Below are 12840 nucleotides of genomic sequence, written 5' to 3'. Positions count from 1 at the left end.
CCGCCGCTGGGATGCAGTCCCTGATGGATGTAGAGGGAACGGGGCGTGTTCTCTTTGCCCTCTTTGCCGGTTTTCTCGCAAAGCTCGTCGGCAAAGGCGGTATGTTCTATCGCTGGGGCGGCAGAGAAACGGCGCTGATTGACGATGTGACCGGAACGATGCCGCCGTTTGACAAGGCGATTGTCTATGGTCCTGCGGATGCAGACCAGGTGGCAGACCGTATACGGACGCGTGTGGGAGCATTCGGCGCGATGGTGGCGGATGTCAACGATCTCAAGCGTTCACGTGTGGTCGGCGTATCGGATGGATTAAATGGGGAACTTGCCGCTAAGCTGCTGCTCGACAATCCGTTCGGCAACGCATCACAGAAGACCCCGATCTGCGTCATCAAGAATTATCGTCAATATCAGGAGAGCCATACGGCATAAATGATACAGTACCCTTTCCCGCTTGTGCGGTTCCCCTCCCCCGCATGACGGGGGAGGCTTTATGTTGCGGATTTTGCCTTGCTGCGGCACGGTGCGACGGACAGCGCGAGCCGGAGGGGAGAATTACTTCCAAAGGAGATATTATTTCATGCCAAGAAGAGATCTGCGGCGTGCCGACCAGCTGCGCCCCGTTCGGATCGAACGCGGCTATCAGCGCTATGCGGATGGCTCCGCACTCATTGAGACCGGTCATACGCGCGTCGTCTGTGCGGCGACGGTGGAGGAGCGCGTGCCGTTCTTTTTGAAGGGAACGGGCACGGGCTGGGTGACGGCTGAGTACTCCATGCTTCCGGGTGCAGGGGCGGAACGTACGGCGCGCGAGGCGGTGCGCGGCCATCAGTCGGGGCGGACACAGGAGATCCAGCGTCTCATCGGACGTGCTCTGCGTGCGGTAGTGGATACGAAGGCACTCGGTGAGCGTACGATTCACATTGACTGCGATGTTCTCCAAGCGGACGGCGGGACGCGGACGGCATCAGTGACGGGAGCATTTGTTGCCCTTGTCGAGGCGTGTGCGTCGTTTTATGCGAAGCGCGGTATTTTCCCCGTACGTGACTATGTGGCGGCAGTCAGCGTCGGCATCAATGCGGAAAATGAGCCGCTTCTTGACTTGTGCTATGAGGAGGACTCTGCGGCAATGGTCGATATGAACATCGTCATGACGGGCGCAGGTGCCTTTGTCGAGGTGCAGGGGACAGGCGAAGGCCGTGCTTTTGCACGGAAGGAGCTGAATGCTCTGCTGGATCTCGGCGAGCAAGGCATTCGCACGCTGATCGATCAGCAGAAGGTCGCCCTCGGTGATGTGCTCTCGTGGCTGCCGGGACGGGAGGGATAATATGAAAGAAAAGACGATACTGATTGCCACATCAAACGCAGGGAAGGTGCGGGAGATGGAGACGGCATTTCTCGGGCTGCCCGTGCGCCTTGTTCCACTGTCACGTCTTTATGAGCTGAAGCCGGAGCTCGGTGCGATCGAAGAGCCGGTCGAAGATGGTGCGACATTCATGGAGAATGCGCGCATCAAGGCTCAGTACTATCGTGAAAAGACGGGGCTTTCGGCGCTTGCCGACGATTCGGGGCTCTCGGTGGAGGCACTGGACGGTGCCCCCGGTGTCTGCTCCGCGCGCTATGCGGGGGTGCATGGCGACGATGCGGCGAACAATCGGAAGCTGATCGCGGAACTTCGCTCACGCGGGGAGGAGAATGCCCGCGCCGCCTATCACTGCGCCCTCGTGCTCGCACTTCGGGACGGACGGGAACTGTCGGCAGAGGGAACGTGTACGGGCTTTATTCGCCACGAAGCACGCGGCACGGAGGGCTTTGGCTACGACCCCTATTTTTATCGTGCGGATGGGCGGACGATGGCAGAACTCTCACGTGAGGAAAAACACGCCATCAGTCATCGCGGTGCGGCACTCGATCAGATGAGGGAGGAGCTGCGCGCACTCCTTGGCCGCGCATGACGCATGTTGATCGATCATCGAGCTGTCTGTGCCGCAGCGGAAGATATCGTCATAGGGCGCCTTTTGCCCAATCTTTCCTAGGCGTGAGGTGAAGCATGAATATTGGAATTGTCAGCGACAGTCATGGAGATATTGAGAGCCTGAAAGCGATGCTGCAGTATCCTGAGGCGGCACAGGCAGAGATGTGGCTTCATGCAGGAGATTATGCCGCCGATGCAGATGCACTGGAACAGCTGACGGGGAAGAGCGTTGTGCGCGTCCTCGGCAACTGCGATCTGCCTCTGGATGGAACGTATGGCGAGACCGTCGTCGAGGCCGGCGGGCATCGTATCTTTCTCACGCATGGGCATCTCTTCCATGTGCGGTTTGATACAGCGATACTCGCCGCGGCTGCGCGTGAGGCAGGGGCAGATATTGCTGTTTATGGACATACGCACATCGCCCTCTATGAGCGGCAGGGGGATGTAACCGTATTCAACCCCGGGAGTGTGGCTCGTCCGCGTGATGCGGTGCAGGGCTCCTTTATGATGATAAATCTCACAGCAGGGGAAGAACCAAAGATGAATCTCGTTCGCCTTAAATAAAAATCTTTCAAAAATTTTATCATATAAATCCCATATCGTACGATATGGGATTTATATATGCGATAAAAATATTGTTAATAATAATATATTGGTTGAAATTAAACAATAAAACAATAAAGAAAAACAATGATATAAAATAAGAAAATACGCTCTTATTCTACGTGAAAATCAACAACTTGAAATTGAATGAGATTCACTTTTTTCAAGGGGTTACAAGAAGTCTGAAAGACTTGAAAGCAAGAAAAAAATATGATATAGTTTAATTAACCTGTGTATAAGTTATATTTATAGGAGGGATTATTTTGCGAGAGCTAACCGCAAAAGAAATCACGGAGAACGTCGCCGAGATGTGCAAAGAAGCGGCGTACTATCTCCCCGACGACGTCTATGAAGGCCTCAAGAAGGGCCGGGAGACAGAGGAGTCGCCTGTCGGTCAGGTCGTTTTGGATCAGATCATCCGCAATGCTGAGATTGCGCGCGAGGAGGATCGTCCGTATTGCCAGGATACGGGGATGACCATCGTGTTTGTCGAAGTCGGACAGGATCTTCACATCACGGGAGGACTTCTGGAGGATGCGATTAACGAGGGGATCGCAAAGGGCTACACGGAAGGCTATCTGCGCAAGTCCGTTGTTGCGGAGCCTCTTTTTAATCGTAAGAACACACAGAATAATACGCCGGGTGTCATCTACACGAGGATCGTCCCTGGCGACCGTCTCAGCATTACGATTGCGCCGAAGGGCTTTGGCTCGGAGAATAAGTCCGGCGTGAAAATGCTCGTTCCGGCCGATGGTGTCGAGGGCGTGAAGAAGGCCGTTATGGAGATCATCCAGCACGCCGGTCCGAATCCATGTCCGCCGGAGGTCGTCGGCATCGGTATCGGCGGCACGATGGACCGCGCGGCGCTGCTCTCGAAAAAGGCACTCACGCGCCCAATCAACCAGCGTCATCCCATGCCTGAGTATGCGAAGCTCGAGGAGGAGCTTCTCGAAATGATCAACAAGACCGGCATCGGCCCTCAGCTTGGCGGGACGACGACGGCACTTGCCGTAAACATTGAGTGGGGTGCGACGCACATTGCAGGTCTGCCGGTTGCGGTGACGATCTGCTGCCATGCCCTCCGGCATGCGCACCGCATTCTCTAGGAGCGGTTCTTGTGTATTATCATTAGGGAGGAATACTCAATGGCGGAAAGTATCCGTATTACGACTCCGTTTACGGAGGAGATGTCCCGTAAGCTTAAGGCCGGCGACAGCGTCCTGATTACGGGGACGATCATCAGTGCCCGCGATGCGGCGCACAAGGCGATGACGGAAGCCCTCGCGAAGGGCGAGCCGCTGCCCGTGGACTGGCACGACCAGATTGTTTACTACCTTGGACCGACGCCGGCAAAGCCGGGTGATCCGATCGGCTCGGCGGGGCCGACGACGAGCGGCCGTATGGACGCCTACACGCCGACGATGCTCGCGCAGGGCATCAAGGGCATGGTCGGCAAGGGCTCGCGTTCGCCCGAGGTCGTCGAGGCGATGAAGAAGTACGGCGTGACCTACTTTGCTGCTGTCGGCGGCGCCGCAGCTCTCATCGCAAAGTCCGTCAAGAAGTATGAAGTTGTGGGCTACCCAGAGCTTGGTCCCGAGGCCGTTGCAAAGCTGACGGTTGAGGATTTCCCCTGTATCGTTGTCATCGACTCCGAGGGGAATAACTTCTATGAAATGGGACAGAAGCCCTATCGCAGACTCTAATGTAGGTGTTCATGCCGATGGTTTGGCGCATGACAAATCATTCGGGGGCGCGGCTCCTGCACACGGTGTTGGAGCTGCGGCTCCTAAGGGATCACGAATCAAAAGAAGTTTGTCAATCTGAAGTGCTGAAGTGATTCATGTTTCCTTAAGGTCAACATATTTCAGGAGGTATGAAATGTTCCACACAACCTTTTACATGCGGCGCCTTCATTCACTGGTCGGACTCGTCGTTATCGGCGTGTTCCTCTTCGAGCATGTCTTTACGAACTCGACGGTGCTCCATGGAGCAAAGGCCTTTAATGATGCGCTGGCTATGATGGATCTCATCCCGCGCCCCGTGTTCTATGGGCTTGAGGTGTTCGCCATCGCTGTTCCGATCCTCTTCCACGCGATTTACGGTATTTACATCGCTGCGCAGGCGAAGAACAACCCCGGCAATTATGGCTATGTCCGCAACTGGCAGTTTGCGCTGCAGCGCTATACGGCTTGGCTGCTCATTCCGTTCCTCATCTGGCATGTTGGCTTTATGCGCGTGTGGGAGAAGGGAGTCATGGGATCGCACATCAACTATGACCTGCTCTACACCTACTTCGTTACCGGCGATTATGCGATTCTGCACACGGTGCTTTACACGATCGGCATGATTGCGGCGATCTTCCACTTCTGCAACGGTATTTCGACGTTCTGCATGACGTGGGGCATCGCAAAGGGACCGCGCGCACAGTCGGTGATCAACGCGTTGTCCATGGCACTCTGCGTGCTGATGTCGCTTGTTACGCTTGCCTTCATGGGCAGCTACTTCATGTGAGAACTGCAGCAAAGGAGAGCTAAGAATGGCTAAAGTACCACAGAATAAGGTTATCATCGTCGGCGGCGGTTTGGCGGGCCTTCTCGCAACGATGAAGGTTTGCGAGGGGGGCGGTACCGTCGACCTCTTTTCCTATTGCCCGGTGAAGCGCTCGCATTCGCTCTGCGCACAGGGCGGCATGAATGCCTGCATGGACACCAAGGGCGAGCATGACAGTGTCTACGAGCACTTTGACGATACGGTCTACGGCGGCGACTTCCTCGCTGACCAGCTTGCCGTTAAGGGCATGGTTGAGGCAGCGCCGAAGCTCGTCAAGATGTTTGACCGCATGGGCGTTCCGTTTACGCGTACGGCGGAGGGCGTGCTTGATCTGCGCAATTTCGGCGGACAGAAGAATAAGCGCACTGTGTTCGCAGGCTCGACAACGGGCCAGCAGCTCCTCTACGCGCTGGATGAGCAGGTGCGCCGCTGGGAAGTCAAGGGCAAGGTCACGAAGTATGAGTTCTGGGAATACATCCGTGCGATCAAAAACAAGGACGGCATCGTCCGCGGCATTGTTGCGCAGAACATGAACTCGAATGAGATTAAGGCATTCCCGGCTGATGTGGTCATGCTCGCTACGGGCGGCCCCGGTCAGGTGTTCGGCCGCTGCACGGCATCGACGATCTGCAACGGCTCGGCTGTTTCCTCCGCCTATCAGCAGGGCGCTCACATCGGCAATCCTGAGTTCATTCAGATTCATCCGACGGCGATTCCGGGGTCGGATAAGAACCGCCTGATGTCCGAGGCCTGCCGCGGTGAGGGGGGACGCGTCTGGACGTACAAGGACGGCAAGCCCTGGTACTTCCTCGAGGAGATGTATCCAGCATACGGCAACCTCGTCCCGCGCGACGTCGCATCGCGTGCGATCTTCAAGGTCTGCGTCCACATGGGGCTTGGTATCAACAATGAGCGTCGTGTTTACCTCGACCTCTCCCATATCCCTGCGGCTTACCTCGAGCGCAAGCTCGGCGGCATCCTTGAGATGTATTCAGAGTTCGTCGGTCAGGATCCGCGCAAGGTGCCGATGGAGATCTTCCCGTCCGTGCATTACTCGATGGGCGGCATCTGGGTCGATCGCAAGCATCACACAAATATTCCCGGTCTCATGGCTGCGGGTGAGTGCGATCATCAGTATCACGGCGCAAATCGTCTTGGTGCAAACTCGCTCCTCTCTGCAGCGTATTCCGGCTTTATCGCTGGTCCCGAGGCACTGCGCTGGGCACGCAGCGGTGAGCTCGGCACGGCACTCACCGAGGAAGAACTTGAGAGTGCACGCAAGGAGGCTGTGGCGGAGTTCGATAAGATCCGCAACATGACAGGCTCTGAGAATGCCCACAAGCTCCATCAGGAGATGGGCGAGATCATGTATGACTACGTCTCGATCGAGCGTGACAACAAGGGACTCGACATCTGCCTTGAGAAGCTCAAGGGGATTCTGAAGCGTTGGGATGACATCGGCGTGACGGATCACGGCACATGGGCAAACCAGGAAGCTATGTTTGTCCGTCAGCTCCGCAACATGATCCTCTATGCAATGGCCGTGACAAAGGCAGCACGCTGCCGTGATGAGAGCCGCGGTGCACATGCCAAGATCCTTCTTGATGACAAGGGCGAGCGCATGACGGATGCCGACGGTGAGCTCATGTTCTACGGCCGTGATGATGAGCGCTTCATGAAGACCTCCATTGTGGACTATGATCCGAATACGGAAGAGCCGCAGGTCAGCTACATGGAGTTCGAGCATTCGCTCATCAAAGCACGTGCGCGTAATTACGCCGTTGCTAAGAAAGAGTAAGGGAGGATAGAAGTCATGGCAGAACAGAAAAAAGTTCGTTTTATCATCGAGCGTCAGGATGGACCGAATGAGAGCCCGTATACGCAGGAGTTCGAAGTTGACTATCGTCCCGGTCTCAATGTTGTTGCATCTCTTATGGAGATCCAGAAGAATCCTGTGACGGTTGACGGCAAGCGTGTTCCGCCCCCTGTTTGGGAATGCAACTGCCTGGAGAAGGTTTGCGGTGCGTGCATGATGGTCATCAATGGCAGGGCACAGCAGGCGTGCTGTGCCCTGATCGACAACCTTACGCAGCCAATCCGTGTTCAGCCGGCGCGTACGTTCCCAGTCATTCGTGATCTTCTCATTGACCGCTCGGTTATGTTCGAGAGCCTCAAACGCATTCATGGCTGGATCGAGGTTGATGGTACGTGGGATGTCAAGGACGCTCCAATTCAGAATCCATACACGGCTGAGACCTGCTATGAGCTGTCGCACTGCATGACCTGCGGCTGCTGCCTCGAGGCGTGCCCAAATGTTGGACCGCAGTCCGACTTTATTGGACCGGCGCCGACGGCGCAGACGCTCCTCTTCAATATGCACCCGCTTGGAAAGTTCGATGCACCGAAGCGCCTCAACGCGTTGATGGAAAAGGGCGGCATCACGAGCTGCGGCAACAGTCAGAACTGCGAGCGCGTCTGCCCAAAGAGCATCAAGCTTACGCAGCATCTTGCCCAGCTGAACCGCGAGGTCAACAAGCAGGCACTGCGCAATATGTTCAACCATTAATCCGCCCCCCCCAAAAGGGATCGGAACATAGAAGGGGCTGCCCCATTTCCGGGCAGCCCCTTTCGTGTGGGAATGTATCGTGCCGGCGCGGCAGGAGGACAAAGAAGGGGCTGTTGTACGAAATACTGCATTGTATCGTACAACAGCCCCTGGAGTGTATTCTGATGGCTTTAGAGCTTAAAACCTCCGACAATTCGCTGCAGATCCTGTGCAAGCTGTGCCAGCGTCTGGCTGGATGCCGCAATTTCCTGCATGGAGGCTGCCTGCTCCTCAGAGACGGCAGAGACATTCTCTGCTTCCGTGTGGACAGCATTCGAGACCTTCTGAACAGCTTCGACCGAGCTCATCATGTGCTCGCTGCCCACTTTGATTCCCTCGGTACTCTTCAGGATTGCATCCACCTTTTCGGTGAGCTCGCTCACAACCCCAGCGATGCGGTTGAACTGTTCGCCTGCCTGATTGACATGCTTGACGCCTTCGCCGACGTGTTCTCTCTGCTCCTGCATGACCTTGAACGTGTCCTCAATGCGGCTTGCGTTCTCGGTGATGAGCTCTGTGATCTCCTGCGCTGCTGTCTCGGACTGCTCAGCGAGCTTGCGCACCTCCTCGGCGACGACGGCAAAGCCGCGTCCCTGTTCGCCTGCGCGTGCCGCTTCGATGGCGGCGTTGAGAGCAAGCAGGTTTGTTTGTCCGGCGATCTCGGTGATCATCTCGACGATCTCGGAGATGCGCTTGGAACTTTCATAGAGTGCAGTGACGGCATCGGAGACATCCTGTGCACTCTGATTGAGCACATCCATCCCCTTGACGGCGACACCGAGTCCCTGCTGTCCCTCAACGGTTGCTGTTTCAGCGCGATGGGTTGCGGCAGAGACATCCGAGATTCCCGTTGTGATCTCGTTGATCGCGTGGGTGATGCCGTCTACTGTCTTAAAGGACTGATCGACGACCTCATTCTGCTCGATGGTGCTGCCCGTGATTTTCACGATCGCTTCGGCCGCGCTCTGTGCGCCTTGTGCCGACTGGTCTGCCGAGGCAGTCAACTCCTCAGAGGAGGCGGCGAGCTGTTCGGAGGTCTGCGCCGTTTTCTGAATCAGTTCACGCAGATTCTTGACCATTGTGAGCAGGGAGTTGTGGAGCTGTCCGATCTCATCGTCGCGATCCATCTGGGGCGGGACGATGGCGAGATTGCCCTTTGCCACCTCCTGTGCCGCACCTGCCATATTCTCAAGGGGACCTGCAATCGAGTCAGCAATCTTATAGAGCAGACCGCCGATGAGGGCGAGGGAGATGAGAAGCCCCACAATCATCGTCCACTTGAGATTGTTTACATCGGCGAGCACCTCATCCTTTGGTACAAAGAGAACAAGGGACCAGCCCGTTGTGCCGACCGGATGGACAGCGTAGTAGTTTTCAACACCTGCGTATGTGTTGGTAAAGAAAATAGGCTCCTTTGAGAGGAGGCGGCGTGCGTCTTCCTCGCCCTGTGCGTGCACATTGTCGTCGAGTCCGAGCGCAGAGTGGTAGATGAAGCGTCCCTGTTCATCGAGAAGGAATGCGGCGCCATGCTCCCGGATCTTGATCTTTGCGACGATATTCTGAATGTCGGAGAAATTGGTCTCGAGCCCCATCACGGCGAGCAGCTGTCCTTCGTGACGAATGGCGCGGCTCATGGCAAGCGTTGGCTTTCCGGTGCGCTCGTTCGTGGAAACCTCGTTGAGCTGTACGCCCTCCTTGGATTCTGCGAGTTTATACCACGGACGGCTCGTTGCGTCGAACTCATTCAGCGGTACGACACCCTCCTCGCTGTAGAGGAAGGGGCGGTTTGTCTCGCGTGGGAAACCCATATAGATGGAATCAATGTCCGGGCGTGCAGTGAAGTCCCTGGCTGTTTCAAGGAAACGCTCATCCGTCGGTATATTTGTCGACCATACGCGACCGATACCCTCGAGGATCCCCTTCGGTGCCTCGACCACGCGGTTGACCTCCTCGGCATGGAACTCCGAGAGCGCGCGCATCTCGCGTTCCGTCGCCTCTTCGATCATGGCGCTCGCTTCCCAGTAGGAAAACACTGCCATCGCAGTAAAAATCACGACAAGCGGCGCTCCAATCCACAGCAGCATCTTTGACTTTAGTTTCATCCGACCACCTCTTTAGCAATAATCATGGGAAGCGCAGAACGCTTCTTTCAGATAAATATAATCTAACAAAAGTAAAATTCAACACAAATAAAATAAATCCTCCAAGAGTCCTAAGCTTTTGGAGGATTTATTTGAAAAAATTTTCGTTAGTCGGTTTTTTTCATTCGACTGGATAGGTAGTTTGCGGCCAGTGATCCTGAGATGTTATGCCAGACGCTGAAGAGTGCACCGGGAATGGCAGCAGCTGCACCGAAATGGAGCAGGGCAAGCGATGTGGCAAGCCCGGAGTTCTGCATGCCGACCTCGATGGAAACCGCCTTGACCTTTGCCATATCCATGTGGAGTGCCTTTGCAACGAGGAAGCCGAGCGTATAACCAAAGAGGTTGTGGCACATAACGACGACCATGATGAGAGCACCTGTCTCGATGATGCGGCTCGCGTTCGCCGATACAACACCGCCGACGATGAGAACAATCGCGGTCACGGAGATGAGCGGGAGAACCTTGACTGCCTTTTGGACGGGACGCTCAAAGAAGTGGTTGATGACGAGACCGAGGAGAATCGGGGCAATGACGACCTGTGCGATGGAGATCATCATCTTTCCCGCAGGAATGTCGATCCACTGTCCTGCGAGCCAGAGTGTGAGGAGCGGCGTCATGATCGGTGCGAGGATGGTGGACGCCATGGTCATGCTGACGGAAAGAGCGACATCACCGCGCGCGAGGTAGGTCATGACGTTCGAGGACGTTCCGCCGGGGCAGGTGCCGACGAGAATGACGCCGGCGGCAAGCTCCGGCGGAAGGGAGAATGCCTGTGCCAAGACCCATGCAAGGAAGGGCATGATGCCGAACTGGGCAACCGTTCCGATAAAGACGTCGCGCGGACGCTGCAGAACAAGCTTAAAGTCGGCAAACCGCAGCGTCATTCCCATACCGAACATGACGATGCCGAGCAGGATGGTGATCCATGGAACGCTCCAGAGGAACGTCCACGGCTGAAAGAGAGCAACGCCTGCGATGACGACAACAAAGACCGCCATATAGCGTGAGACAAAATTACTGAGTTGTTCAAGTGCGTTCATTTACTTCAAGTCCTTCCATTTCTCTGTGCATCACTGAGAGATGTGAATAAAGTCCTCCAGCTTCTGCAGAGCACTGCCGTCGGCAATGACGCGGCGTGCTGTATCGATGCCCTCCGCAATCGAGTCTGCTTTTCCCCCGATATAGATCGCAGCCCCCGCGTTCATCAGGCAGATATCCGCCCGTGCATCGGTGATCTCTCCCGCCAGAATCCCGCGCGTCACGGCAGCATTCTCGGCAGGTGTGCCGCCGCGGATCGCTTCTTTTGATGCAGGCGTGATGCCGAAATCTTCGGGACGGATCTCATAGGCACGCTCTGCTGCATTCTCAATCTCATACACCTTGGTCGGTGCACCGACGGAGATCTCATCCATCCCGTCTGTTCCGTGGACAATGAGTGCGCGCTTGACGCCGAGTCCCGGCAGCACACGTGCGAGCGGGCGAAGGAGATGCTCTCCGTAGACACCGAGCAGCATGTATGCGGGACGGGCGGGATTCGTCAGCGGGCCCAGAATGTTGAATACCGTACGGATGCCGAGCTCACGGCGGATCGCACCGACGTGCTTCATCGACTGATGATAACGCTGGGCAAAGAGAAAGGCAAGCCCGATGCTCCCCAGTTCCTCACGCACCTTCTCGGGCGGCTGGTCGATGTTGACCCCGAGTGCCTCCAGACAGTCCGCCGTACCGCTCTTCGAGGACGCGGCACGGTTGCCGTGCTTGCAGACCTTGAGCCCTGCCGCCGCTGCGAGAAACGAGGCGGTGGTGGACACGTTAATACTGCCCGAGTGGTCTCCGCCCGTGCCGACGATGTCGATGACATCCATCTCATGCGTGACGGGCTGTGCGTGTTCACGCATTGCCGCCGCCGACCCCGAGATCTCGTCAATCGTCTCCATGCCGCTGCTCTTCGTGGAGAGCGCAGCAAGGTAGGCGGCGTTTTCGACCGCAGAGGTCTCGCCCGACATGATCTCGTTCATGACCGTATATGCTTCGTCGTAGGTCAGATCTTCCTTGGCTACGACCTTTTTGATTGCTTCTTTTATCATTCTGTTTCCCCCTTGAACAAGAATTCTGCTTTATAGAAAGACAGGGCAGTATTATAGCATACATATCATGACATGACAAAAGTATATTTGTGAGGAGGTGCGGAATGTGCTATAATCTCTTAATCTCGTGTGTTATAGAGGATCGCAGAAATTAGGAGAGAACATGTTTGAACCGCGTTTTACAACGCTGAATATGAATGAAATACTAAAGTATCTCGGCTTTCGCGGACAGGAGCTGACGGAGGAGATTGCGGCACAGATTCGTCGCTGCAGCGATGAGGTGCTGGCGGCAGCGACCCCCCGCCTGACGTATCGGCTCGCTCCTCTTGACAATGGGGCTGTGCTCGGCGTGATGTTTGCAGGAAATGATATCCCACGAATGCTTGAGCCGTGTGAGGAGGTTGTGCTCTTTGGTGCGACCCTCGGCCCCGGCGTCGAGCGTCTGATGATGCGCTGTGAAGTCGTCAATGCGGCGGACTCTGTCATCATGGATGCGTGTGCGAGTACGGCGATCGAGAATATCTGCAACAATTTCGAGAGTGATATGCGCCGGGCCGTGGAGGCAGAGGGGCGCTATCTTACGGATCGCTTCAGTCCCGGCTACGGCGATCTGCCGATTGCGGAGCAGCCGAAATTCTTTGCACTGCTCGATATGACGCGGCGCATCGGTGTCTCGCTGACGCCGACGACGATCATGGTGCCGCGCAAATCGGTGACGGCGATCATGGGGATTGCACGCACACCACAGCCGCATCGCCCGCCGGACTGTGAGCACTGTCTCATGTTCCGCACCTGCCCGTTCCGCAAGGCGGGACGCAGATGCCGCGAAGGGGCAAAGACGGGAAAATAGATGGGAGAAAATGGGAAAATGAACGATATT

12 protein-coding genes and 1 pseudogene are annotated in these 12840 nt (G+C 56.0%); 10 read left to right on the top strand and 3 right to left on the bottom strand.

Annotated features, from left to right (window positions below; genetic code table 11):
- The 9 genes and pseudogenes from HMPREF0908_RS07580 to sdhB all read left to right on the top strand — a co-directional run.
- Positions 1–428, top strand: a pseudogene (locus tag HMPREF0908_RS07580) (F420-0:Gamma-glutamyl ligase); the annotation flags it as partial.
- A gap of 148 nt (positions 429–576) precedes the next feature.
- Complete coding sequence (rph, locus tag HMPREF0908_RS07575) at positions 577–1323, top strand: ribonuclease PH (protein ID WP_006690896.1); 747 nt, start codon at positions 577–579, stop codon at positions 1321–1323.
- 1 nt (position 1324) lies between these two features.
- Positions 1325–1951 (top strand): RdgB/HAM1 family non-canonical purine NTP pyrophosphatase, encoded by a 627-nt coding sequence (rdgB, locus tag HMPREF0908_RS07570; protein ID WP_006690895.1) that lies wholly within the window; start codon positions 1325–1327, stop codon positions 1949–1951.
- A 95-nt stretch (positions 1952–2046) separates the two neighbouring features.
- Positions 2047–2535, top strand: coding sequence for a metallophosphoesterase family protein (locus HMPREF0908_RS07565; RefSeq protein WP_006690894.1), 489 nt, complete (start codon positions 2047–2049; stop codon positions 2533–2535).
- Positions 2536–2837: 302 nt separating this feature from the next.
- Positions 2838–3680, top strand: coding sequence for a fumarate hydratase (locus HMPREF0908_RS07560; protein ID WP_006690893.1), 843 nt, complete (start codon positions 2838–2840; stop codon positions 3678–3680).
- 39 nt (positions 3681–3719) lie between these two features.
- Positions 3720–4277: a Fe-S-containing hydro-lyase gene (locus tag HMPREF0908_RS07555; RefSeq protein ID WP_006690892.1), complete on the top strand. Its 558-nt coding sequence runs from the start codon at positions 3720–3722 to the stop codon at positions 4275–4277.
- Between the two features lie 175 nt (positions 4278–4452).
- Positions 4453–5085 carry a succinate dehydrogenase/fumarate reductase transmembrane subunit gene (locus HMPREF0908_RS07550; protein WP_006690890.1) on the top strand — a complete coding sequence of 211 codons (633 nt, stop codon included), beginning with the start codon at positions 4453–4455 and terminating at the stop codon, positions 5083–5085.
- A 25-nt stretch (positions 5086–5110) separates the two neighbouring features.
- Positions 5111–6922, top strand: coding sequence for a succinate dehydrogenase flavoprotein subunit (sdhA, locus tag HMPREF0908_RS07545; RefSeq protein WP_006690889.1), 1812 nt, complete (start codon positions 5111–5113; stop codon positions 6920–6922).
- Positions 6923–6937: 15 nt separating this feature from the next.
- On the top strand, positions 6938–7690 hold the full coding sequence (sdhB, locus tag HMPREF0908_RS07540; RefSeq protein WP_006690888.1) for a succinate dehydrogenase iron-sulfur subunit: 753 nt from the start codon (positions 6938–6940) through the stop codon (positions 7688–7690).
- 170 nt (positions 7691–7860) lie between these two features.
- Here the strand turns inward: sdhB and HMPREF0908_RS07535 are convergent, their stop codons facing one another.
- The 3 genes from HMPREF0908_RS07535 to trpD all read right to left on the bottom strand — a co-directional run bounded on the left by HMPREF0908_RS07535 (position 7861) and on the right by trpD (position 11960).
- Positions 7861–9831 (bottom strand): methyl-accepting chemotaxis protein, encoded by a 1971-nt coding sequence (locus HMPREF0908_RS07535; RefSeq protein WP_006690887.1) that lies wholly within the window; start codon positions 9829–9831, stop codon positions 7861–7863.
- 146 nt (positions 9832–9977) lie between these two features.
- Complete coding sequence (locus HMPREF0908_RS07530; RefSeq protein WP_006690886.1) at positions 9978–10913, bottom strand: bile acid:sodium symporter family protein; 936 nt, start codon at positions 10911–10913, stop codon at positions 9978–9980.
- 30 nt (positions 10914–10943) lie between these two features.
- Entirely contained in the window at positions 10944–11960 is a 1017-nt protein-coding gene (gene trpD / locus HMPREF0908_RS07525) for an anthranilate phosphoribosyltransferase (protein ID WP_006690885.1), read from the bottom strand.
- Between the two features lie 163 nt (positions 11961–12123).
- Between trpD and HMPREF0908_RS07520 the strand changes: the two genes are divergently transcribed.
- On the top strand, positions 12124–12810 hold the full coding sequence (locus HMPREF0908_RS07520) for a vitamin B12 dependent-methionine synthase activation domain-containing protein (RefSeq protein ID WP_006690884.1): 687 nt from the start codon (positions 12124–12126) through the stop codon (positions 12808–12810).
- The last annotated feature ends 30 nt before the right edge of the window (positions 12811–12840 follow it).

Source organism: Centipeda flueggei ATCC 43531, assembly GCF_000160695.1.
In the GTDB taxonomy this organism is placed as follows: domain Bacteria; phylum Bacillota; class Negativicutes; order Selenomonadales; family Selenomonadaceae; genus Centipeda; species Centipeda flueggei.
Note: the sequence above shows the minus strand (reverse complement) of the source record. Positions and strands in the feature narration are given on the sequence as shown.

What these genes read in the sequence shown, in the direction of transcription:
- sdhA (WP_006690889.1), top strand. Translation starts at nt 5,111, where the DNA reads ATGGCTAAAGTACCACAGAATAAGGTTATCATCGTCGGCGGCGGTTTG.
- trpD (WP_006690885.1), bottom strand. Translation starts at nt 11,960, where the DNA reads ATGATAAAAGAAGCAATCAAAAAGGTCGTAGCCAAGGAAGATCTGACC.
- rdgB (WP_006690895.1), top strand. Translation starts at nt 1,325, where the DNA reads ATGAAAGAAAAGACGATACTGATTGCCACATCAAACGCAGGGAAGGTG.
- rph (WP_006690896.1), top strand. Translation starts at nt 577, where the DNA reads ATGCCAAGAAGAGATCTGCGGCGTGCCGACCAGCTGCGCCCCGTTCGG.
- sdhB (WP_006690888.1), top strand. Translation starts at nt 6,938, where the DNA reads ATGGCAGAACAGAAAAAAGTTCGTTTTATCATCGAGCGTCAGGATGGA.
- HMPREF0908_RS07555 (WP_006690892.1), top strand. Translation starts at nt 3,720, where the DNA reads ATGGCGGAAAGTATCCGTATTACGACTCCGTTTACGGAGGAGATGTCC.
- HMPREF0908_RS07535 (WP_006690887.1), bottom strand. Translation starts at nt 9,831, where the DNA reads ATGAAACTAAAGTCAAAGATGCTGCTGTGGATTGGAGCGCCGCTTGTC.
- HMPREF0908_RS07520 (WP_006690884.1), top strand. Translation starts at nt 12,124, where the DNA reads ATGTTTGAACCGCGTTTTACAACGCTGAATATGAATGAAATACTAAAG.
- HMPREF0908_RS07550 (WP_006690890.1), top strand. Translation starts at nt 4,453, where the DNA reads ATGTTCCACACAACCTTTTACATGCGGCGCCTTCATTCACTGGTCGGA.
- HMPREF0908_RS07530 (WP_006690886.1), bottom strand. Translation starts at nt 10,913, where the DNA reads ATGAACGCACTTGAACAACTCAGTAATTTTGTCTCACGCTATATGGCG.
- HMPREF0908_RS07565 (WP_006690894.1), top strand. Translation starts at nt 2,047, where the DNA reads ATGAATATTGGAATTGTCAGCGACAGTCATGGAGATATTGAGAGCCTG.